Origin of the sequence: Bacillus sp. FJAT-28004, from assembly GCF_001280845.1 — a bacterium.
In the GTDB taxonomy this organism is placed as follows: Bacteria; Bacillota; Bacilli; order Paenibacillales; family Paenibacillaceae; genus Pristimantibacillus.
The window spans coordinates 3,716,080-3,739,589 of the sequence record NZ_LGHP01000001.1 but is presented as its reverse complement, the minus strand read 5'-3'; the positions used below and the strand labels follow the sequence as shown (position 1 = coordinate 3,739,589).

Genomic DNA, 23,510 nt, shown 5'->3' with positions numbered 1-23,510 from the left:
TTTTTCGTTTGACTTCTCGAAGTTGGACTGCTACACTATTAATGCTGTCTTTTGACTTGTATCACAGGCCCTTTCATGAAGGGAATGCTGGTGTACATAGCATTGGGACGGTAATTTTCGGTGTTTATAAACACCGGACGGGGGTATAATTATGTCTACGGTTGTTGTAGTTGGTACACAGTGGGGAGACGAAGGTAAAGGCAAAATCACTGATTACTTGGCAGAGGGAGCCGACGTCGTCGCTCGTTACCAAGGAGGAAACAATGCCGGACACACCATCCTTATTGATAACAAAAAATATAAATTGACGATGATTCCATCGGGTATTTTCAATCATGATAAAACTTGCGTCATCGGTAACGGAATGGTTATTAATCCGGAAGCGCTGATCGACGAAATTAACTATATTCACGAAAATGGTTTCTCTACTGATAATTTGAAAATTAGCGATCGTGCTCATGTCATTATGCCTTATCACCTTGTACTTGACGGTCTTGAAGAAGATCGTAAAGGTGATAACAAAATCGGCACAACACGTAAAGGGATCGGCCCTTGCTACATGGACAAAGCAGCACGTAACGGTATTCGTATCGCTGATTTGATGGACGCTGAGGAATTTGAATCAAGAGTTCGCAGCATTATCATCGAGAAAAACCAATTGATTGAGCAAGTATATGGCGGAGAGCAACTTGATGCTGATTCCATTGTTAGCGACTATCTCGGTTTTGCAGAAGTGCTTCGCAAATATGTAACAGATACATCTGTTATCCTAAACGATGCGATTGACGCAGGTCAGAAGGTTTTGTTTGAAGGCGCTCAAGGCGTTATGCTTGATATCGACCAAGGAACTTATCCTTACGTAACATCCTCTAACCCATCGGCTGGCGGAGTATGTATCGGTTCTGGCGTTGGTCCTTCAAAAATCCAGCAAGTAATTGGTGTAGCAAAAGCCTATACGACTCGTGTAGGCGATGGTCCCTTCCCAACTGAGCAAGACAACGAAATTGGTCAAATGATCCGTGACAAAGGCCATGAATATGGTACGGTAACAGGTCGCCCACGCCGCGTAGGCTGGTTCGATACGGTAGTCGTTCGTCATGCACGCCGCGTTAGCGGTATAACAGGCCTTTCTCTGAACTCGTTAGACGTTCTTACAGGCCTTGAAACGGTTAAAATTTGTACGGGCTACAAATTGCGCGGTGAAGTGATCGATACTTACCCAGCAAGCCTTAAAATGGTATCTGAGTGCGAAGCGATTTATGAGGAGCACCCAGGCTGGTCTGAGGATATCACTGGCGCGAAAACACTTGAGGATCTTCCAGTTAATACACGCAATTATTTGAACCGAGTATCCGAGCTTACAGGAATTCCAATTGCGATCTTCTCCGTTGGCCGTAACCGTGAGCAAACAAATCCGGTTCGTCCTATTTACGAATAAAATGATTAATACAAAGGGTGGCCTTCGGGCCATCCTTTTTTTGTTATATAAATACGCTATAAACTCGCTTTATAACACTCAAATAATAGGAAATTAATAGGGTTTGGAAGAATGACTGTCCCTAATGTTGACCATAATGGTATGTAACAGATTATGGCAATTGTAGCTGTGAAATAGTATTTTGTCAGCTGCTGGACGAAGGGAATGGTGTGAGTATGTTGAAAAAAGTAGAATGGCTCGCGAAAATTGTAGCAGCAGGTTTAATAGTCAGCTTCTTGTCTATTTGGACGACGGGATATATTGTAACCAGTTATGTGGAGACGATATTAAAACAATTCAATTTACCGCTTGAAGTGCCGCCGATGGCGATGTCAGGCGTTTGGGGCAAGTTATGGGGAGCCGATCCGCTAGTAACGACGGATATCGTAGATAAAGAAGAGAAGAAGACTTCAGTTGAAGGTGAAGATACTCCGGCAACAAATGCGGAAGGAAATGAGCAGGCTGAGCCTCCGGCAGCGGTCGATGCATTTGGACAGGCAACCGATGCTCCGCTTACCGATATTGGTATAGGCGGAGGTACAGAAGCGGGCGGCGGTACACAACCTGAGGTTGGCAGCGTTGAAGAGGGAACAGCAGGTGTAGACAATACAGAAACGGCGATGACGACTGATGATTTGACCGAGGTAAAGGATCAAATGAGCGATGCGGATAAGGAACAATTATTCAGTCTGCTGATGACAAAATTACCGCAGGAATCGTGGCAAACGATCTCTCAATATATCGAAAACGGGCTGACGGAACAAGAGTTGACAGATATTCAACAAATAATGGCACAGCATCTCGACAAGACCGAATATGGGCAAATGATGGAGATTCTGAAAAAATATTAATATTGTGAATAGCGTGTAAAGGTTGCTCCAATTGTTGGGCATATGTTACAGTATTAGGCGAACGATCCGACAGGATAATTCGTCTTTTTTTATGTCGGAAATCGGAAAAAAAGTTGCATTAGCGCGAAAAGGAGACAATCATGACCGTTTTCAGGGACAAGAGTCGGATTCAGAAAGTATGGAATCAAGCGATTCAGTACTTTCGGCATGACCGATCGCAACACTTGAATGGCAAGACACAGCAGCAATTCGCAAGTGAACAGGCAAACAAGCCATTTTGGCGAAAAAAGCCGGTTCAATTAGCGGGCGGGGCGCTCGTACTCCTCACAGTAGCCGGATTTAGCGGAATCCAATATGTCCAAGCAAACACAGTCGAATTTTATAACGTATATATGAATGGCACAACAGTTGGAACCGTAAGTGATCCAGAAGAAGTAGAGCAGCTAGTTTTGCTGGAAACCGAAGAGGTTCAGCAAGCTAACCCAGGCATCAATATGGTGCTTGATACAGGAACGATTACCTACGAGCCTGATCATGCATTCAAAGGAACTCCTGAAACTGCTGGTACGCTAGACAAGCTTGAAGGGTTGTTTACCTCTCACGCTGTTGGTGTCGAAGTGAAGGTTGACGGAAAAGTCATTGGCATCGTGAAAGACCAACAGACGGCAGATGAAGTTTTATTACGTGTTCAAAGCAAGTTTGCACCTAAGCTTGCTTCAGCGAAGAAGGAAGCAAAGGAAGTGAAGTCACTTTCGTTCAATGCAAAAGATGCAGAGCAGCCAGCGCTTGAATCGAAGGCAGCCTCTAAGCAGCCTGGGCGTGAAGTTACAGAGGTTGAATTCATCGAGGCTGTTATGATGGAATCCATCGATACCGATCCAGAGCAGATCATGGAAGCTGAAGCCATTTATAAGATGCTCGTTCAAGGCAGTATTCAACCAACTAAATATACGGTACAAGAAGGCGATTGCGTCGGCTGTATCGCACAGAAATATGATATTTCCCCAGAGGTTATTTATAAGAACAACGCATGGATTAAAGACGATAAGCTAACGATTGGCGATGTTCTTGATCTAACAGTGCTCCAACCGGAGCTCACGGTAAAGACAACCGAGAATTTAGTTGAAGTTGAAACGATCGAACCACCAGTTGAAATTAAGAAAAATGCGAGCATGCGTGTAGGCGAGTCGAAGACGATTTCGAATGGTACGGCTGGCTCTAAGCGGATGACTTATCGTATCGTGAAGCAAAACGGTTATGTAGTAACCGAAGAGCTTCTCACAAAGGAAGTTGTTAAAGAAGCGACTCCAAAAATCGTTGAACGAGGAACGAAGGTTGTTTTGGGTGAAGGATCAGGACGTTTCGCGATGCCTGTCACGAGTTCTAGAATGACTAGTAAGTTCGGAAAACGTTGGGGACGTATGCATAACGGTATTGACCTTACTGGTAACAAGAGCATTCTTGCTTCCGATACAGGAAAAGTTGAGTTTGTAGGTACGAAGCCAGGTCTAGGCAAGACGGTTATTATCAATCATAAAAACGGCTACCAAACCGTATACGGCCACCTCAGCTCTTACAAGACTAGTGTAGGAGATATCGTTGAAAAGGGTGACACGATTGCTATTATGGGCAGTACAGGCAACTCTACTGGCGTTCATTTGCATTTTGAAGTACACAAGGACGGCGTTTTACAAAATCCATTAAAGTACTTATAACATATAACCATTATCTAAAAAGGAGAAACACTTTCGCATACGGCGGAGTGTTTCTCCTTTTTTTATTTATGTTAAAAAATGATATGGATGCACATGGATTGATTGACTGTTTGATGCAGTAGAGGAGAGCTGAGGAAAAACCTTGCATCATGAGGGAAGTTTCATTGTGAAGGAAGGGATAACAGTGTTAAAATAGAAGGTAATACAAAGGACAAGCGACGGGCGGGTGTAGCGATGCACGGAAAAATATTAGTGGTCGATGACGAACAGCCGATAGCAGATATTATAAAGTTTAATTTGGAGAAGGAAGGGCATCAAGTTATTTGCGCTTTCGATGGCGGCGAGGCGGTTCGGCTTGCGTTCGAGGAGCTTCCTGATCTGATTTTGCTAGACTTGATGCTGCCTGTAAAGGACGGTATGGATGTATGCCGTGAGGTTCGTGCCAAGCTGCAAATGCCAATTATTATGCTGACGGCTAAGGATACGGAAATTGATAAGGTGCTTGGACTTGAGCTGGGTGCCGATGATTATGTAACGAAACCATTTAGCACAAGAGAACTGCTCGCGCGAGTGAAGGCGCATCTGCGCAGGCAGCAAAAGACAGAAGAAGCTGCAAGCGGCGATACTTCAGGTAATGCCGATAGTTCTGCTGAGCAGGAGCAGCAAGGCTTTAAGCTGTTTAACCTATTTGTGGATACGGATATGTACGTGGTTTATAAAGACGGCGTACCGCTTGATCTTACACATCGCGAGTATGAGCTCGTTTATTATATGGCCCGCAACAGCGGCAAGGTGATGACGCGGGAGCATTTGCTTCAGGCAGTATGGGGATTTGAGTATTTCGGAGACGTGCGAACGGTAGATGTTACGATTAGAAGATTGCGCGAGAAAATTGAGGATGATCCAAGTCGTCCTGAATATATTATGACTCGGCGCGGTCTCGGCTATATGATGCGCAACTCCAAGTCCGGAGGCTTCGGCCCAGGATGAAGGGCAAAAGTTTCTTTCGCACAATCCAAGTTAAGCTGGTCATCATCTATTTGCTGCTCATATTAGTGGCTATGCAGTTGATTGGTGTTTATTTTATAAGCACGGTTAAAAACTCATTAATTGACAGCTTCACGAAAAATTTGAAGGAGCAAGCGGATATTTTATCAAAGTTTGCCGCTCCGAGCTTAGCGGCTAAACCGGATACCGAGAGTGATTCTGCGGAAAGTACGACAGAGGATCTTAGCTTGGTCGTTCGCAATCTGTTCAGTATTAGCGGGGCTGAGGTACAGGTGCTTGATTCGAACGGGAAAATGGTAGCGACCTCCGTTCAAAGCAATGAGACCTATATCGGCCAGAAGAACAAATCGCTTGCCGTAAGTCGGGCGCTTCAGAACATTACCGACAATGAGCAAGAAATTATAGATGATGATAATACGCGCAAGAAAATGATTGCCCAGCCCGTGACGATTAACGACAACAAGGTGGTTGGGGTCGTATATGTCGTTGCGTCTATGAACGAGCTTTATGAGACCGTCAATAGGGTCAATCAAATCTTTTTCTCAGGAACCTTAATTGCACTAGGTCTTACTGGTGTGCTGGGCATATTGCTTGCACACACCATTACAAGTCCTATTCAAGGTTTAACGAGGCAAGCTGAGGCGATTTCGCAAGGGAAATTTGATTTACAGGTGCCCGTGCTTGGTGATGATGAGATTGGCAGCTTGAGCATTGCTTTTAATGATATGACAATTCGGCTCAAAGAAGCACTTTCGGTTAATGAAGAGGAGAATGAAAAGCTTGCTTCTGTTCTCTCCAACATGAGCGATGGCGTGGTTGCCGCAGATGAAAACGGAAAGGTCATCGTATGGAACAGGCGAGCACTAGAGCTGCTCGACGTACGCTCCTGCGAAGGACTTGAGCTGTCTGAGTTGTTCGATCTATCAGAGCAGCGATTGGACGAGCTGCAGCAAGGACGCGGTCAGACACTGCTCATTGAACGTGATGCCGATGGGCAAGAGATGAATGATAATGATGAGGGGCTGCTGAAAGTAACTTTTACGCCTATTCATCGCCGTGATAAAGGCATTACCGGAACGATTGCTGTCTTGCAGGATGTAACAGAGCAAGAGAAGCTTGAGCAATCGCGGCGTCAGTTTGTTGCGAATGTCTCGCATGAGCTGCGTACACCGCTTACTACGATTAAGAGCTATGCCGAAGCACTCAATGATGGTGCGCTGGATGAAAGAGAGTTATCAGAGCGGTTTGTTGGCGTCATTCGCAATGAAACGGAGCGGATGATTAGGCTCGTAACTGATCTGCTGCACTTGTCGCGACTGGATTCGAACCAAGCACCGCTGCGCCGCAGACAGACAAACGTACATGACATGCTTGATGAGGTGGCTGATCGTTTCTCATTCCAGCTTAGACAGAAGTCGATCAAAGCCGCAGTAAGCGTTGATGACGGGCTGGAGTCAGCGTGGCTTGACCGCGATCAAATTGATCAGGTGCTTGATAATTTATTCTCGAATGCGATCAAATATACGCTGGACGGTGGAACCATTGAATTAACGGCGAAGAAGCCGTCCGATTCGACATCACTTTCAATTAGTGTGAAGGATACCGGAATTGGTATTCCAAAAAAGGATTTGAATCGTATTTTTGACCGCTTCTATCGTGTAGATAAAGCTCGCTCGCGCAATATGGGCGGCACTGGCCTCGGGCTTTCGATTGCCCGGGAAATTGTGAAGGCACATAGCGGTACAATTTCACTCGATTCCGAGCTTAATGAAGGAACTACCGTTACATTCACTCTCCCACTGCTGCAGGAAGGGGGAGAACTGGCATGAAAGAAAAAATAAAGACGACAACCCTTATCCTGCTAGTAGTACTAAGCCTTCTTCAAAGCTACTTGCTTGCTTACAGCATGCCAGGTCTTGGCGCTACGGTAAGAAGTGATCAGGATTATGTTAATGCTGAGCCGATAGGAAAGGCGACAAGCGTGGAGAGTGTTATTTTTCCAGAAGCGTTAGTCATCCATTTAGGCGGCAATAAGCATACCATTATTTATCCGGGCACACAGTTCTACGATATGATTCTTAACCAGCGCATTCAGGGTAGAGAATTTAAAGGGTTTCAGCGAAGCCCTTCGGATGTGTTGAATTGGGAAGAGATTCGGAGAAATGATATCGGTATTGAACTTCGTTTCGATAACGGCATTCCGGTGGAGCTGCTGCAAAAGCTGCTTAAGCTGGAGGGCGATCTGCTGTTTTTGAACGAAACGATAGACCGTATCTGGATTTTCAAGACGACGGGCACCGAGGAAATTCGAACTTTCTTCTTTAGCGCAGATGGTGAAATGGTTTATGAGTCGGTTCGCGCAGATCTAACGGTACGCGATGTGCAGGACTATGTAGGGTTCGGACAGTTCCAGCCTAAATATTCAATGACATCAGACGGCCTGTATATTCCGCTTGCGCCGATTCAATCAACAGAAATGGTATTTCCATATGAAACCTATTCGCCTGATTTGATGAAACGAAGCTTGTTCTTCGATCCAAGCACAACAAGAGCGATTGAGGACCGAGGCGGTTCGCAAATTTACACAGATGGCAAGCGGGGATTGCAGGTAGAACAGAACGGCAAGTGGATCAGCTATACAGATCCGAGTGCGCCGCAAATTACTGAAAATCTGCTTAGTGACAACGTTTATGCTTCTGTAGACTTTGTAAATTGGCATGGCGGATGGGACGGCACACATCGTTTTGTAAATGCTATGCCAGGTGGCGAAGGAAAGGATATTAGATTTAAGCAATATATCGAGCAATATCCTGTTATGGACACGAAGCCGTTTCACTATGGATATATGAAACTAAGGCTTCAACAAGGTGTCGTAACCGAATATTCGAGATCGCTTATTACACTTGGTCAACGGTCGGAATCGAGGAGTGTTCGCTGGTTGTCAGGCGGAGAAGAGCTGGAGCAAACGCTCAGTAATTACGATAGACGCAGCGAGGTGACGGCTTTGTTCCCAGCACTACAAGCAACTCCGATCGATGAGGGTAGGCTTCGGTTCATACCTGTATGGGCTGTTCGCCTGAAAGACGGTACAGAAGAAATACTGGTAGGGGCATATCGAAGCGGATATACGCCCCCTGAACAGAAGAATGAGGAAGCTGTGCAAGGCGAGGCTGATGGCAGTACAGAGAAGCCAAATGATGCGACAGCAACAGCGGCAAACGGTGCAGGGGCTGTAAGCTTATCAGCAGGTGCTATCCAGCTTCGATCGCTTAATGGGCCATAGAAATAGGATGCAAGGGCAGGAGGTGAAGGCGATTGGATTGGGGACGAGCGAAAAACGTGCTTATTATTTCGTTTTTATTGCTCAATGTACTACTTGGTTATCAGCTTTGGCTGGATATCAGGGAACAGTTGAACATTAATGTAAATACGGCAGAGCTGCCGCAGGATAAGATACAGCTCATGCAGCAGAAGCGTATTTCGTTAGAAGCCAATCTGTCGCTGGAGACACCTGAGCTAAAGGATTTAACGTATTTGCTTCACTCTGACAGCCGGAAAAATGCGGAGCCGGTCATATTGAAAGAACCCGTGGATAGTACGATCGTCTATTCCAAAAAAGAATTAATTAAAACACTTGGGGATCGTATACCTGAGCTTGATCAATATGCATTTGATGTGCTGAACAGCAGCGTAGGCGAGTTTGTTTTTTATAGAGTAGTAGAAGGACGTCCGATGTTCGATGTGAAGCTGAAGCTTTATATTAAGGATCAGAAAATTACTTCCTTTCTGCAGGATCGTGTAGAGCTGCTAGGATCGGGTGAAGCGAAGCAGGTGCTGCCAGCCGCAAAGGTTGTAGCGAGCTTGATCGAAACTTATTTACCGGATGGTGCTGTGATTACCGATATTCAGCTTGGCTATAAAGGCCAAATCTTCGATTCGGAGAGGCAAGTGTCGGTGCCATCATGGCGGGTTATGCTGGAGGATGGTCATCTGTTTTATGTGCATGCGATCAGCGGAGAGGTTGCAACGGATGATGAGCAAGGGGAAGCGGCAGCGAACGGTTTACGTTAACGGGAGCAGGAGAAGGGACAGGAAAACGCAATTATGGGACTTCGATTTACAGTACTAGGAAGCGGTTCGACGGGCAATGCAACCATCGTGCAGGGAAATGACAAGATGGTGATCGTTGATGCGGGTATGAGCGCGAAGAAGCTGGATGAACTCATGCGCGAGCGTGGAGTGACGGGCCATCAATTGGACGGGCTGTTCGTCACGCATGAGCATTCCGATCATATAAAGGGATTGGGCGCTTTTGCAAGAAAGTATGATTTGCCCATTTATGCGAATGAGGCAACGTGGGCTGCAATGGAGAGACATGTTGGCACGATTGCTCCAGAGAAGCGAGTGTTTATGGAAACAGGTGAAGAGGTGAACCTCGGTTCAATGGCTATTCAATCGTATCCGATCTCGCATGATGCGGCAGAGCCTGTAGGTTATTGTTTTGTAGAGAATGGTGAGAAGCTGAGTCTCGCAACGGATCTTGGGTATGTAAGCGAAAAGGTCAAACGTCAAATTATTGATTCGGATGTACTTGTGCTTGAGGCCAATCATGATACGGAGATGCTTCGCATGGGGCGATACCCGTGGAATACGAAGCGTCGAATATTGAGCGATGTTGGCCATTTATCAAATGTGGCAGCAGGCGAAGCACTGCTAGAGCTCATGACAGATCGAACAAAACGCGTTTATTTGGCTCATTTGAGCCTTGATCATAATCTAATGGATTTGGCCATGTTGACCGTGAATACTATATTAGAGGATCATGGAATATTTTATAAGAAAGAAGAACATCCGCTGCGCGCAACCTATCACGACCGACCTACGTCATGGGATGTAGTGAAGCAGAAATAAGTGACTCCAGCTGTGCGTCAAGCGCATCAGCCTTAGCGCTTAGCTCTTCTCTAGTAAGGATACCCTTATCTATGAATAACTCTAGCATCGCACTTAAGGTGAGAACGGTACGGTAGTGATCATCCTTTAAATCCGCTAGTTTTGCAGCAAGCTGAACATGCTCCCAAGCTACAGGCGTTTTGGCTTTCATCTTAGCATTTCTCCTTTGGTGGAACGACTTTTGAAGCGGATTGAAAAACATTTGATAAGCATCGTCTCAATCTATTATTATTTTAGTCATTTCTTCCGAAAACATTCCTAGATTGAAAAAAAAATAGTCTTGATGTCCGAGACATTGAGAGGAGCGATAGTAATGAGCTTATTCGACGACGATTTTTATTCAACCAAAGTTTCCAAGCGTGCTGCTCGCGAGAGTAAGAAGGAAGACTTTGCTTTTCGATATAAAAGCGGTGGGCGCAAGTGGTCCACCGTCCGTATTGCATTTGTATCCTCTATTACAAGCGCGGTAGCCGCAACGTTGTTGTTCGGCGTCGTCTTTGGCGGAGGCGGCGGTACGAACAGCGGCGGCGGAGCTGCTGCGGTTACCGGAGGTATTCAAGTGGTTGATCCGCTTGAACGTCCTATACAGGCTTCAGCGAAAGTAAGACCGGCCGTCGTAAGCGTCATTAATCTGCAGATGTTTTCTCTCGGAATCGGAAACGGCAAAGCGCAGCCGGAAAATGAGGAAGGTAAAGGTACGCTGCGCGAAGCGGGTGTAGGCTCTGGCGTCATCATTAGCAAGAAGGATGGCAAAGCGATCATTATTACGAATTACCATGTCATCGATCAGGCGCAGGCGGTTAAGGTAGTGCTGATGAACGGAGAAGCGCGTGAGGCTCGCATTGTCGGAAAAGATCAAATTACCGATCTTGCTGTACTTGAAATCGACGCTAAGGGAATAGATGTTGTTGCAGAAATTGGCGATTCGTCGGCGCTTCGCCCTGCTGAATATATTATTGCGATCGGGAACCCGCTTGGGCTCGGAGAGTCTGTGACAACGGGCAGCGTGAGCAAGACGAAACAGATCGTGCCTGTATCGCTCAATCAAGATGGCGTGTACGACTGGGAGCAAGAGGTTATTCAAATTGATGCTTCGATAAACCAAGGCAACAGCGGCGGACCGCTCATTGATTTGAACGGACGCGTAGTAGGGATCAACAGTATGAAAATAGCTGATCTCGGCGTAGAAGGCATCGGATTCGCTATCCCAATCAATCTGGCTATGCCAATCGTTGAAAGCTTAATCAAGCTTGGTCATGTACCGCGTCCATATCTTGGTGTGTACACCATGGATTTGGAGCAGTATTGGGAGCAGCAGGACTTTGAGGATGCATACGGCAATGCTGGCGAAGGCGGAATTTTGCCAGAAGGCGATGTTCCTCATGACGAAGAAGAGGCTGATGCAGGCGATGAGCAGGTTCTCGAGGGCGGACAGAAGCTTACGTTACCAGACGAAGTCTTCGATGGCGTAATCGTGCTTGAAGCGGTTGGTCCTGCTAAGGATGCAGGTCTGCTATTCAATGACGTGATCATTAAGCTGGATCGCGAGTCGATCAGCAGCACGATGGAGCTTCGCAAATATTTGTACCAACAGAAAAAGATCGGCGACGAGATAGAAATTAGCTTTTACCGGGATGGTAAGCTGAAGGTTACGAAGTTTAAGTTGGCTGAGAAGGAAGACGAAGAGTAAGTTGGAAAGTTAAAGCTTGTCGAGAAGGAAATCGATGAATAGTTTGAAGGAGCCGTGGTATACAAATGGGAAACCATTTGTGTGCTGCGGTTTTTTTATGGGTGGAAGCGGGGAAGGATACTGAGAGAGGGATAATACGGAGATAATGATAGGATGAAAATGGTGATAGTGAACGGGCGGAGAAATGTTAAGAAAAAAATTCAGTCAGTTATTAGCGAAAGATATACGGAATTTGTCGTCTTCACATGGAGAGGCGTTTTCTGATATGCTGTGTATAGACAATTAGGACGACCATCAACTAGGGATAGGAAGCGTGCAGACGATGTATTGTGTATGTAAAGAACATATTGAAAAGGCATTGGACCGTTTTGTAGATGAGTATGAGGATGCGCCAGACGTAGTAGATCTGAAAGAAACACAATTCGCAGACTGGGATCCACCGCGCAAATGTGATTTTTGTGAAGAACCAGCTACTTTTTTGGTGGTTTAGCTGAATTTAGGGAAGAACAGATATAAAGAATGGATCTAGAGGGTATTCATGTCTGGAGAGCATATCGGACTGAAGAATTCATCCTAGATTATAAAGGGAAGTGTAAGGCATGCATATACAGATAGCTGCTGTTGGTAAGCTGAAAGAAAAGTACTTAGTGCTCGGCATAGCGGAATATGCCAAGCGGTTAGGGCCTTACGTGAAGCTTACGCTCACGGAAGTGCCCGATGAGAAGGCGCCGGAGACGATGAGTCCGGCGGAGGAAGCGATTGTGCGCGAGCGAGAGGGCGAGAGGCTTCTAGCGCAGCTGAAGCCTGATGCGCACGTTGTCGCGCTCGCGCTGGATGGCGAGCTCTGGTCAAGCGAGGATCTCGCGGGCCAGCTCGATAAATTAGCCACGTATGGGCGCAGCCACGTGGCTTTTGTTATTGGCGGGAGCACAGGCCTTGCTCCCGCTGTGCTTAAGCGCGCCCAGCAGAAGCTGAGCTTTGGGCGCATGACCTTGCCGCACCAGCTGATGCGTCTGGTGCTGATTGAGCAGATTTATCGCGGAGTGAAGATAAATCGTGGGGAACCCTATCACAAGTAATGGCAAGTTTTTATTGTTCAACTCGAATCGGAGCAATACATCCAATAATAGTCACCATTTTAGTTATAAGAAAGGTAATACTATGATAAAAGTTGAAAACTTATCCTTCTCATTTCCACAAAAAGAACTATATAAAAACATTTCATTTACGTTAGAAGAGGCACAGCATTGTGCTTTTATAGGAACAAGTGGCAGTGGGAAAAGTACACTGATAGATATACTGATGGATCCAGAAAGATATTTGTTCGAGGGCAAGTTAGAGATGGAACCATCTTGTACACTCGGGTATGTAAGTCAATTCTCACATCTAGACCAAACGAAAGAAACAACCGTTTTTGAATATATCGGAGAAGAATTTATTAAGATACAAAATGAAATACAATCTATTTGTACCGAAATGGAAACATCATCGGATATGGAGCCGCTACTCGAAAAGTATCAATTAGCTTTAGACGCATTTGATTCAATCGGCGGCGATAATTTTGAAAGCAACATTAATAAGAAACTAAATTTAGCAAACCTCATGAAGCTAAAAGATCTTAGAGTATCCGACCTGAGTGGTGGGGAATTCAAACTTATTCAAGTGATGAAGGAAATGCTTATTAGTCCCGACTTAATGATTATGGATGAACCCGATGTATTTTTAGATTTTGAAAACCTAAATGCGCTTAAAAATCTTATTAATGCTCACAAAGGAATACTGCTAGTTGTTACCCACAACCGATATCTATTGAATCATTGTTTCAACAAAATAATACACCTTGAAAACATGGAGATCCAAGAGTTTGAAGGGCGATATATTGAGTATAACTTCTCATTACTTCAGACTAAAATTGAGTTACAGGAACTCACAGTCGCTGAGAAAGAAGAAATTGAAAGAAACGAGAACATTATCGATAATCTTAGAGCGATCGCAACCTATAATTCTGAAGCATCTAGAGGAAGAGCGTTAAAAGCTAGAGTTAGGTTTCAAGAGAGATTGGAAGCGCGTAGACTTAAAGCCCCATTTGTTGATATTAAGCAACCGATAATCAGTTTCGATATTGATCATGAGATTGAAGACAGCATTGTTGTAAATGTCAATAATTATAGTGTAGCCTTTGATGAGTTGCTGTTAGAGAATGTTAACTTTGAGATAAAATCTACTGATAAAGTAGCTCTTATCGGTGCGAATGGTACTGGAAAAACGACGTTACTCCGAGAAATGTTTAACAATAATCATGATTCCATTGAAATAAATGCGGATGCTAAAGTGGCTTATTTATCTCAACTTCAAGGTGAAATGCTAGAGGATTCTAATACAATTCTTGAAGAATTCATTGATGCTGGGTTTAACACTTATGATGAGATCAGATCGTATATTGCAAACTATGGCTTTGAAGGAGAAATCCTTAATCAAAAGATAGCATCTCTATCTGGTGGAGAAAGAAATATTCTTCAGTTGGCTAAAGTTTCTGGCAGTAAAGCAAACGTATTGCTTCTTGATGAACCGACAAGCCATTTAGACACCTATACACAAATCGCGCTGGAAAAAGCCATTGCAGACTATAAAGGTGCGATTCTCATGATATCTCATGATTTCTATTCTGTTGTAAATGGTATGGATTATGTATTAATCATTGACGATAAGACGATTAGAAAAATGAGTATGCGAGAATTTAGACAGATGATTTATGCTAGTCATTTTGATAAAGACTATTTAGAAACTGAACAAAATAAAAAATCAATTGAAATGAAAATAGAATTGGCTTTAAAAAATACTGATTTTGAACTTGCAAAAGTATTAGTTGATGAGCTAGAAGCGCTGATTAAGTTGCTTTAAATTACAACCCTCTAATTAAAATGATTACAAGAATATTGCTAAAGTGAATTAGTCCGAATTCAACGATGAAACATGATGTTGATGGAAAAGTATCAATGCAGTAAAAAGACATTGATGAATAGAAGCTCAGTGTCTTTTTACTGCATTGATTTCTTGATAGCTCTTGCCGTGGTCAATGGTTCACTTATCAAGTTGAACGTTACGGCACCTACGCAAACCACCAACCTTGCAGCAAGGATTTATGAGTTTGAGGCATACGAACCTAGTTTTACGACATAACCCTTGCGACTTATGTAATAGTAAAGATTTATTGCCTCTGAGACATTAAGTTTCAGGGGCTTTTTGATTTTTGATTAGAGACACGACGCCCCGCCGGGATTGCACGGGTTTCGAACATAGTAATTGTCATGTAGGAATGCATGGTGTCAGTAAAATAGGTACCTTTCGACTTCGCTCTATAGATGATACGGAGAACCCTATCACAAATGACGGCTAAATATTTTTTGGTATAGCATTGGGACTGTAAAAGAGATAAAGAGTGGATTGTAAAATGAGTTGGATCAGGCCGATAATGAGAAGTATAACTCACTCAATAAATTCTTAATTCCAATCTGCATATAGCTTCTCAAGCGGAACTTTGGAACAACATCTTATTGTTCTCGCACCAAATCTGCCATTCGGCCCGGGGGTTGTTTTGAAGGTCTTTCTGCATAGGGAGCGGTTGCTGCAGCTTAATGCAATGCTGATTCCGCCTACTTGGCAAGACGGCTGCCGTTTGTTTCCTTATCATATGCTCTTCAATCGAATAGATTAAAACGGGACATGTTGTTTCCTTATGAAGCTGTTTGATATGGACTCGTTTGATTCCCAGTATAAGATTCCAGAAAAAGAAGAAAATTGTTTTCATTTATTTCATTCCTCTCAATTGTAAATTGGTTAACCAAGTCACACCACTAGCAATTCACAGTCTATGTTTTATTATGCAACAATTAGAGCGATCTAACTTTACGTTAATGCTAAGCGGCGCTCTGGAACAACATTTTATTATTCTCGCACCAAATCTGCCATTCGGTACGCGGGTTGCGTTGCGGGCTTTTCTGTATGGGGATGAACGGTTGCAATGGCTCATTTTTCTTTTGACTATCTGGCAATACGGATATGGATTGTTTCTCAATCAAGTACGCTTCAAACGAATAGATTATGCCAAGACAGGCTGGTTTACCTTTATCGGCCTGATTTGCATTATCCTGTTTGAATACCATCATTAGATTCCAGATGAATAATAGAATAGCTTCCATTCTTCCATTCCCCCCAAACTAGTATTAAGAGTTAACTAGATTATATCAAGCTTGCAATAGAACTTCTGTCGAGTTATAAACCAGATACATAAAAATATTTAGACAAAAATCTTTGCCCGAATGTCAACCCTGGAGCAAGGTGAATTCATTTCAAAAGGTGACACATAATATGAGGAAAAGGCTTGATAGTGTTGACTTTATAATGTTTCACTAACGATAAACGATGACGCGCTGGAAGCAAAATAGTCTGGAATGGTTGAAGCATTTAAACAAAAATCGAGATCTTAATGTAGTAATGTGTTGTAACATTATGTTGGAAAAAGAGTGTTGGTATTTCAATGATCGTTTGAAAATGAATGGGCACCAATATGAGATGCACTTTCAAAATTCGCAGTTAGAATGATACAGTGAACCTTACCACAAATGACGCAAATTTATTGATAAACAGGGAAGAGCCCAATAAACAAGGGTTCTTCCCTGTTTTAGTGTTCCCAATTTACTAAATGCTGGATTTATAAATCTTATTGAGAAAAAGAAGCCACAATTGATATTGACAATCATTATCAATGGATGCTACTATGTTCCCTAGGTTAAAAAGGAATGAGAATGTTATAAGTACAAGCCCTGATCCCGATGTTCAATTGAACGGTCCTCTGGATGAATAGCCGAAGAGGTTTCGATAAACAGTTTCAGTCGACCTGAGCTAAAGAGCATTTCTACACCATGAATCAGAGGTACAACATACAAAGGGGAAAAAAGATATGAAAAAATTATTATTGACTAGTTTAATAGGTACTGTGGTATTAACTTCTGTAGGTTGCCAAAGCACGGATAACAGCCCTAAGAATAACGGAAGCATTAATGAGAGCAGTGCATCTGCACCGGTAAAGATTGTTGACGGTAGAGGCAAAGAGGTTGTTCTTGAGAAAGGATATGCAAAATCATTCGTGCTGTTTCCAGCCGAGGGATCTGAAATGCTTTCTATTACACAATCCGCTGAACCATACTTAGGCATGGTAAAAGCTGATCAAGATAATAATATTGCAGGCGGTGTCGTTGCAAAAAAATATCCAGGAATTCTAAATGTGAAATCTGACATCATGCAAGGTGATTGGTCAAAGCCAAATGTTGAAAGTATTTTAAAGCTGGCCCCTGATGTTGTTTATCAATGGAATTTTGGAGAAGAAGGAATTAAGCCCCTAGAAGATGCTGGCATTGATGTTATAGCTGTAAACTGGGGTAAATATGCTGACGATATTGAAAGATATACATTGTACGGTAAAGCTCTAGGAAAGCAAGATCGAGTAGATGAGGTTTTTGCACACCATGAGAAATCAAAACAAGCCGTTCTTAAAGTAACCGAAAGCCTAACAGAAGATGAGCGACAAAATCATGTTTTTATAGGCAATGTGGCTGAAAATAAAATCACAGTATGGGGAACAGAACTCCCTCACACTGCTGTACATAAGGTGGAAAACCTTACCTATACAGTTGGTAAATTTGATACACCAGATGCTGAGATCAATGCAGAAACCTTGCTACAATGGGATCCTAATATGATCGTTATTGGCGATTTTGCAAAAGATATAACTCCCGAATATTTCTTTAATCATCCTGTCCTTAAAAACCTGACAGCTGTAAAAGAAAAAAGAGTGTACAAAGCCCCAGCAGCATCTCAACTTGATAATCCAGGAATTACCTGGTATTTCTATGCTTTCTTAGCGAATCCGGAGAAATTCAAGGACTTTAGTATGCGCGAACAGGTCCGTGATGATTATAAACTGTTATACAATATCGATGTAACCGATGAAGATATTGATCAAATTCTAAATGTTGAAGAGAACAAAAATAGCAAATACTTCGAAATGTTTATGCAATAAGGAGAGGTTTTGATGGTAGCAGCTAGACAAAGGCGTCTTAGGAACTTTTACGTATTATCCTCTCTTTCCTTGTTTATTTTAATGGTGGCGGCGATTTGTATCGGAAGATACACAATCGCCCCGCTAGATGTTTTCTATTCAATCATTAACCCAGATTCTTTATCAGACTCAAAGATTTCAGTAGTCGTTCATGAAGTTAGAATTCCTCGTGTACTATTAGCTGTCGTTATCGGAGCTGGCATTGCTGTTTCTGGTGCTGCTTTGCAGGCTACTTTTGGTAATCCGCTCGTAAGTGAGCATATTTTAGGCGTATCATCGGGAGCCAGCTTTGGTGCAGCTCTTGGCATAATAACGATTGGAACAACGCTTGGCACGCAGTTTTTTGCCGTACTCTTTGCATTTGCAGGGATGTACCTCACCTATATCATCGCAAGAAGACGCGGGCGTCTTACTGTGCTTATGCTCGTACTTGCAGGAATTATTACTAGCGCATTATTTGACTCTGGCGTCGCCATACTAAAGTATTTGGCCGATCCCAAAAATGAACTTCCTGCTATCACCTTTTGGCTTATGGGCTCACTTGCTGGACCTTCGAAGGAAACCATTATTAGAACAATGCCTAGTATTTTGATTTCTTTAATTGTCCTCTATAAATACAGATGGCAACTAAATCTTCTTTCTCTAGATGAGGAGGAAGCGACTTCGCTGGGCATAAATGTGAAAAAAGCACGTATTATTATTATCTTTTTCACAACAGTCATTGTTGCAGCGATTGTATCTATTGCTGGTATTATTAGTTTTGTTGGGCTTATTGTACCGCATTTTACTCGGATGATCGTCGGAACAGATAATAGGCATTTAGTGCCAGCTAGTATGATTATGGGTGGTATTTTCGTGCTAATTACAGATACACTTGCAAGATCCATAACAGGAGCAGAAATTCCTCTTTCTATTATAAGCTCGCTTATTGGTGTGCCATTCTTTATCTATCTGCTTAAAAGAACAGGAGGAGTGTGGGATGATTAGCGTTGAAAATCTTAACTTTCACTACCCTAGCTCAGATAGGCAGATATTTAAAGATTTATCCTTTAACGTAAACAAGGGTGAAACATTAGCCATATTAGGAGCAAACGGGATTGGTAAGACGACATTTGTCAAATGCTTATTGGGATTTTTAGAGTATAAATCAGGTGATATACGTATAAATGGTGAGTCGGTTAAACAAATGTCTGCTAGTAAGTATTGGAAGCTAGTAGCCTATGTTCCACAATCGAAAAGCATGGCATTTGGATTTACAGGACTTGAAATGACCGTTATGGGCTTATCTCCTCATGTAAAAATGGGCAGGCTTCCTAAAAAAGAGGATTACGAGAAATCCTATGAGCAATTAAGAAAGCTAGGTATTGAATATCTAAGTGAACGAAATTGCAACAAAATGAGCGGTGGCGAGCTGCAAATGGTTTTAATTGCACGAGCTCTGATCAAAAATCCAAAAATACTTATCATGGACGAGCCTGAATCTCATCTTGATTTGAAAAATCAACTAAAGGTATTGAATGTTGTCGAAGAGTTAAATGCACAAGGGGAATATTCGATTATTATTAACACTCATTTCCCTCAGCATGCCTTTCGTATAGCACAGTCAACGTTGCTCCTAGGAAAAGATAAGTTTATTTTCGATAAAACTGAAAATGTCGTTAACACTACGAATCTACGAAATTATTTTGGAATCAATTCTGAAATACTATCGTTTGAGCAAGCGGAGAAATCCTATTCAACCATTTTACCAATCGATCTACATCAATATTAAGAGGTAAATATGAAAAAAATCGCTTATGTACACACGGGAATAAGTTCGCAGTTAATCAGCTATTGGGATTATGCGCATTACGTAGATCAATTGATTTATGCTGACGACCTCCCTCATTTTAATTTGGAGGAGTTCGGCGCAGTCATTATATCTTGTCATTGTCATAGTGACCGTATTCTGCCCCATAAAAAACAGCTGAATGACTATGTAAGAATGGGCGGATTTCTCTTAGTTTTTGCGCTTGATCAAGCAGATCAGCTTTTAGATGTTGTAAGCATAGAATGGGTCGATTCAAAAACCAAGGATTGGCTATGGTGGACGAAGCCGGGCGGGAAAGTAGAGTTATATGTTCCGGACCACAAGAATCACTCCTTTTTTGATTTTGTAAAGCCTGAGAATCTGGGTTGGCACTGGCATGGTTCATTCAAGGGAAATCATAACGGGACTGCATTGCTCGCGATAGAGGATACGGATGAGTCCGTTATCGTCGATTTTCAGGGTTTAGAAGGCGGGGGTAGAGTTTTCATCACAACGCTAGACCCGCATAGCCATAACGGTCAACGATTTATGCCTGCAGCTATTAAACTGTTAAAACAGTTTTACCCGTGGATTAATAACGAGCTTGGCATCGACAGAAATAAGATCAATCCGTTTAAAGTGGCTTATTTGCAAACGACATCGTTTGACTCTGAGAATACGCCTTCATATTTAGCGCAAACCTTTGAAGGCACAGGCGGACAAATCGAATACTATGGCGTTCGTCCTATTCCGGATGAGGTGTGGGACTGTGATATCATCTACTACCCTGGTCTTGGTGACAATATCTATATGCAACGATACTCGGATAGAATGATGGAATATGTCAAGAATGGTGGACAACTCATATTAAATATAGAAGTAGCTGTATGCTGGCTGCCATTTTTAAAGCCATTCCAAACGGTGCCGCCAACCCCCTATACGAATATCAAGGTAAGAGTAGAAAATGATCCATTTGAATTTTTTAAGAATATGCCAGATGACTTTGATGGGTGGAGCGGCATAATAGGGCAGTATTCAAGAGGATTTACGCAATTACCTGAAAATGCTATAGGTCTCACATCCATAGGGGCTGAAAATGCAAAACATGCATCAGATTATATATGGCAGTATCCTACTTTAGATGGAAGTGGCGGAAAGGTATTCGTGCATAACGGTGATAATATGGTGCGATATCCTGATCACGGTGAGCATAAAGAATGCCTTGTTCGTGATATTTGTGTAGGTCTTATGAAATATCGCAGAGCAGTTGTGCCTTTTGCTGGGGTACAAGTTAAAGAATGAAATTATTAGGAGGCAAAGTTGAAAAAAATCGCTTATGTTACAACGGGAACAAGTGCCCAGTTAATCAGCTATTGGGATTTTGCTCATCACATGGATCAATTCATATATGCGGATGACCTGTCTAACTTTAACTTGGAGGAATTTGGTGCAGTCATTATTTCTTGTCATAGTCACAGTGACCGCATTCTGCTTCATAAAAAACAGCTTAATGATTATGTTAGAAATGGCGGATTTCTACTCATTTTTGCACTAGATAAAGCTGATCAACTATTAGACGTTGTAAATATAGAGTGGGTTGAGTGTAACACTAAGGATTGGCTATGGTGGACGAGACCAGAACGTAAAATAGAACTATATGTTCCCGATCATGGAAACCATTCTTTGTTTGAATATGTGAAGCCTGAGCATTTACATTGGCACTGGCATGGTGCATACAAGGGAAATCATAATGGGACTACATTGCTTGCGATAGAAGATACTCATGATTCCGTTGTCATTGATTTTAAGGATTTAGAAGGCGGGGGTAGAGTTTTTATCACAACACTTGACCCTCATAGTCATAACGGTCAACGATTTATGCCAACAACAACTAAACTACTTCAAAGGTTTTATCCATGGCTTAATAACGAGCTTGGAATTGATCGAAATCAGATACAACCGTTTAAAATGGCTTATTTACAAACAACAGGGATAGATTCTGTGGATACTCCCTCGTATTTATCGAAAACGTTTGAAGGTACAAGCGGACAAATCGAATACTATGGTATTCGTCCTATTCCAGATGAGGTTTGGAACTGTGATATCATCTATATCCCTGGTCATTGCGATCAAATATATATGGAAAAATATTCGGATAGAATAATGGATTATGTTAAAAATGGCGGACAACTCATATTAAATATAGATGTTGCTGTGTGCGTGCTTCCATTTTTAAAACCATCCCAAATGGTATCGCCTGTCCCCTATACGAATCTCAAGATAAGAGTAGAGAATGATCCCTTTGAATTTTTCAAGAATATGCCAGAAGACTTTGATGGCTGGGAAGGGATACTCGGGACGTATGCAAGAGGATTTACTCCATTGCCTGAACATGCTTTAGGTCTTACATCCATAGGGACTGAACATGCGAGATATTCGTCCGATTATATATGGCAGTATCCTTCAATAGATGGAAGTGGAGGGAAGGTCCTCGTGCATAACGGTGGCGATTTGATTCGATATCCTGATCACGGCGAGCATAAAGAATGCCTTCTTCGCGATATTTGTATCGGTCTTATGAAATACCGCAGAGCCGTTGTGCCTTTTGCCGCGGTACAAGCACCTTAGTAAAATGTTCGCAGAAAATTGTCCTTATGTCCCAGCGACGATCGCTTCCCTGAATTTAACAGGGGATCGGTCGTTTATCTTTTTATGGAAAAGAGTTATATTTACGTACTATAAGCAATCATGAATACGATTAATAATCATCGAGGTGTCTGTTAGAATGACTTCAGAGAGATTTTTCAAGCATCCTTTGGGCATTATGTTCACTGCAACATTAGCGTCACTGCTGTGGGGGAGCGCTTTTCCGTTTATTAAACTTAGTTATGGCGAGCTGGCGATAGGGAAAGAAAATTGGTCCGAGCAGCTTTTGTTTGCAGGTTACCGGTTTGTCCTTGCTTCTTTGCTCATCCTTTTGTTCATGAAATTAATCCGCAGGAAGGCAGGGTATCAGCGAGGGACGTTACTCAAGGTAAGCAAAATAGGACTTTTTCAAACATTTCTTCAGTATGCCTTTTTTTATTACGGCATGAGTATGGTTACAGGTATTCAAGGATCCATTATCGCGGGGACGACCTCGTTTTTTCAGATTTTGCTTGCCCATTTTATGTATAGGAACGACCGTTTTAATTTGAGAAAAATCACTGGAGTGGCGTTAGGTTTCGGTGGAGTGATTGTGGCGAACATGACAAAAGGGGAGATGGCCTTTCATATGGGCGTGGGGGAAGTCTGCTTGCTGCTAAGCATGTTTCTCGGCGCGTTTGGTAATGTTCTTTCCAAAAATGAAGCGAAGGAGCTGGATGTACTATATATGACGAGCTGGCAGATGCTGCTTGGCGGAATCGCTTTGTTTGCTGTCGGTGCGTCTTTTGCTGGGCCTTTTCCGTTTGTGTTCACATGGAGTACGGTGCTGATGATGCTGTATTTGTCGCTTGTATCTGCCACAGGTTTTGTGCTTTGGAATAATGTCATGAAATACAACAAGGTCGGAAGCGTTTCGATGTATTTATTCTTGACGCCGGTTTTCGGTGTGGTATTGTCAGCGTTGATGTTAGGTGAAGTGATGCATCTAATGGTGCTTGCAGCGCTGGGCTTGGTTGTATCAGGCATTGTGATAGTCAACCAGCCGGAAAAGAACGCGATACATTCTTCGAGGAAATGGTTTAGTGGGCGTGCTGGATAACGACAGTCCCGAGACGAATCATTTTGATGCGATAGCTCAGCAGGGGCTGAGTTACTCCATTGCAGCCGAACGTTCCGAACTTCTGCCAATGCAATAACGGGGTGGAAAAAGCCGGAGTGAGTAGGGTATAGAATGGGAAGCATGAGGTCTATGAAAACCTCTCCCCC

The 23,510-nt window shown here is 42.9% G+C and carries 20 protein-coding genes; 18 read left to right on the top strand and 2 right to left on the bottom strand.

Translation table 11 applies throughout. The annotated features are described in order from the left end of the window. Positions 1-151: 151 nt before the first annotated feature. The 8 genes from AC787_RS16255 (at position 152) to AC787_RS16220 (ending at position 9,962) form a co-directional block, all read left to right on the top strand. Positions 152-1,438, top strand: a complete 1,287-nt coding sequence (locus AC787_RS16255) for an adenylosuccinate synthase (RefSeq protein ID WP_054025737.1) — start codon at positions 152-154, stop codon at positions 1,436-1,438. A 209-nt stretch (positions 1,439-1,647) separates the two neighbouring features. Then, positions 1,648-2,328, top strand: a complete 681-nt coding sequence (locus tag AC787_RS16250; protein ID WP_152970645.1) for a hypothetical protein — start codon at positions 1,648-1,650, stop codon at positions 2,326-2,328. Between the two features lie 140 nt (positions 2,329-2,468). Next, positions 2,469-4,043: a LysM peptidoglycan-binding domain-containing M23 family metallopeptidase gene (locus AC787_RS16245; RefSeq protein WP_054025735.1), complete on the top strand. Its 1,575-nt coding sequence runs from the start codon at positions 2,469-2,471 to the stop codon at positions 4,041-4,043. Positions 4,044-4,277: 234 nt separating this feature from the next. Continuing rightward, positions 4,278-5,033 carry a response regulator YycF gene (gene yycF, locus AC787_RS16240; RefSeq protein ID WP_054025734.1) on the top strand — a complete coding sequence of 252 codons (756 nt, stop codon included), beginning with the start codon at positions 4,278-4,280 and terminating at the stop codon, positions 5,031-5,033. Next, the gene (gene walK / locus AC787_RS16235) at positions 5,030-6,880 is read left to right on the top strand and encodes a cell wall metabolism sensor histidine kinase WalK (RefSeq protein WP_054025733.1); all 1,851 of its coding nucleotides are present in this window, start codon (positions 5,030-5,032) and stop codon (positions 6,878-6,880) included. Before yycF ends, walK begins: the two co-directional genes overlap by 4 nt. Further along, entirely contained in the window at positions 6,877-8,334 is a 1,458-nt protein-coding gene (locus AC787_RS16230) for a YycH family regulatory protein (RefSeq protein WP_054025732.1), read from the top strand. Before walK ends, AC787_RS16230 begins: the two co-directional genes overlap by 4 nt. Positions 8,335-8,366: 32 nt before the next feature. Further along, positions 8,367-9,122 carry a two-component system regulatory protein YycI gene (gene yycI, locus AC787_RS16225; protein WP_054025731.1) on the top strand — a complete coding sequence of 252 codons (756 nt, stop codon included), beginning with the start codon at positions 8,367-8,369 and terminating at the stop codon, positions 9,120-9,122. A gap of 33 nt (positions 9,123-9,155) precedes the next feature. Beyond that, complete coding sequence (locus AC787_RS16220; protein ID WP_054025730.1) at positions 9,156-9,962, top strand: MBL fold metallo-hydrolase; 807 nt, start codon at positions 9,156-9,158, stop codon at positions 9,960-9,962. Here AC787_RS16220 and AC787_RS16215 read toward each other — a convergent pair. After that, positions 9,931-10,152 (bottom strand): hypothetical protein, encoded by a 222-nt coding sequence (locus AC787_RS16215; RefSeq protein ID WP_054025729.1) that lies wholly within the window; start codon positions 10,150-10,152, stop codon positions 9,931-9,933. The genes AC787_RS16220 and AC787_RS16215 overlap by 32 nt on opposite strands. Positions 10,153-10,314: 162 nt before the next feature. On the opposite strand from AC787_RS16215, the gene AC787_RS16210 reads away from it, so the two are divergent. The 4 genes from AC787_RS16210 to AC787_RS16200 all read left to right on the top strand — a co-directional run bounded on the left by AC787_RS16210 (position 10,315) and on the right by AC787_RS16200 (position 14,592). After that, positions 10,315-11,691, top strand: a complete 1,377-nt coding sequence (locus tag AC787_RS16210) for a S1C family serine protease (protein ID WP_054025728.1) — start codon at positions 10,315-10,317, stop codon at positions 11,689-11,691. A 322-nt stretch (positions 11,692-12,013) separates the two neighbouring features. Then, on the top strand, positions 12,014-12,181 hold the full coding sequence (locus tag AC787_RS32950) for a CxxH/CxxC protein (RefSeq protein WP_063847536.1): 168 nt from the start codon (positions 12,014-12,016) through the stop codon (positions 12,179-12,181). A 109-nt stretch (positions 12,182-12,290) separates the two neighbouring features. Next, positions 12,291-12,770: a 23S rRNA (pseudouridine(1915)-N(3))-methyltransferase RlmH gene (rlmH, locus tag AC787_RS16205; protein WP_054025727.1), complete on the top strand. Its 480-nt coding sequence runs from the start codon at positions 12,291-12,293 to the stop codon at positions 12,768-12,770. Positions 12,771-12,852: 82 nt separating this feature from the next. Next, positions 12,853-14,592, top strand: a complete 1,740-nt coding sequence (locus AC787_RS16200) for an ABC-F family ATP-binding cassette domain-containing protein (protein WP_054025726.1) — start codon at positions 12,853-12,855, stop codon at positions 14,590-14,592. A gap of 1,016 nt (positions 14,593-15,608) precedes the next feature. Here the strand turns inward: AC787_RS16200 and AC787_RS16190 are convergent. After that, positions 15,609-15,890, bottom strand: a complete 282-nt coding sequence (locus tag AC787_RS16190) for a hypothetical protein (RefSeq protein WP_054025724.1) — start codon at positions 15,888-15,890, stop codon at positions 15,609-15,611. A 761-nt stretch (positions 15,891-16,651) separates the two neighbouring features. On the opposite strand from AC787_RS16190, the gene AC787_RS16185 reads away from it, so the two are divergent. The 6 genes from AC787_RS16185 (at position 16,652) to AC787_RS16160 (ending at position 23,343) form a co-directional block, all read left to right on the top strand. Beyond that, complete coding sequence (locus AC787_RS16185) at positions 16,652-17,770, top strand: ABC transporter substrate-binding protein (protein WP_054025723.1); 1,119 nt, start codon at positions 16,652-16,654, stop codon at positions 17,768-17,770. A gap of 12 nt (positions 17,771-17,782) precedes the next feature. After that, on the top strand, positions 17,783-18,796 hold the full coding sequence (locus AC787_RS16180; RefSeq protein ID WP_054025722.1) for a FecCD family ABC transporter permease: 1,014 nt from the start codon (positions 17,783-17,785) through the stop codon (positions 18,794-18,796). After that, positions 18,789-19,580, top strand: a complete 792-nt coding sequence (locus tag AC787_RS16175; RefSeq protein WP_054025721.1) for an ABC transporter ATP-binding protein — start codon at positions 18,789-18,791, stop codon at positions 19,578-19,580. Before AC787_RS16180 ends, AC787_RS16175 begins: the two co-directional genes overlap by 8 nt. Positions 19,581-19,589: 9 nt before the next feature. After that, positions 19,590-20,900, top strand: a complete 1,311-nt coding sequence (locus AC787_RS16170; RefSeq protein WP_054025720.1) for a hypothetical protein — start codon at positions 19,590-19,592, stop codon at positions 20,898-20,900. Positions 20,901-20,918: 18 nt separating this feature from the next. Further along, positions 20,919-22,226, top strand: a complete 1,308-nt coding sequence (locus AC787_RS16165) for a hypothetical protein (protein WP_054025719.1) — start codon at positions 20,919-20,921, stop codon at positions 22,224-22,226. A 157-nt stretch (positions 22,227-22,383) separates the two neighbouring features. Then, the gene (locus tag AC787_RS16160; protein WP_054025718.1) at positions 22,384-23,343 is read left to right on the top strand and encodes a DMT family transporter; all 960 of its coding nucleotides are present in this window, start codon (positions 22,384-22,386) and stop codon (positions 23,341-23,343) included. Positions 23,344-23,510: the final 167 nt, after the last annotated feature.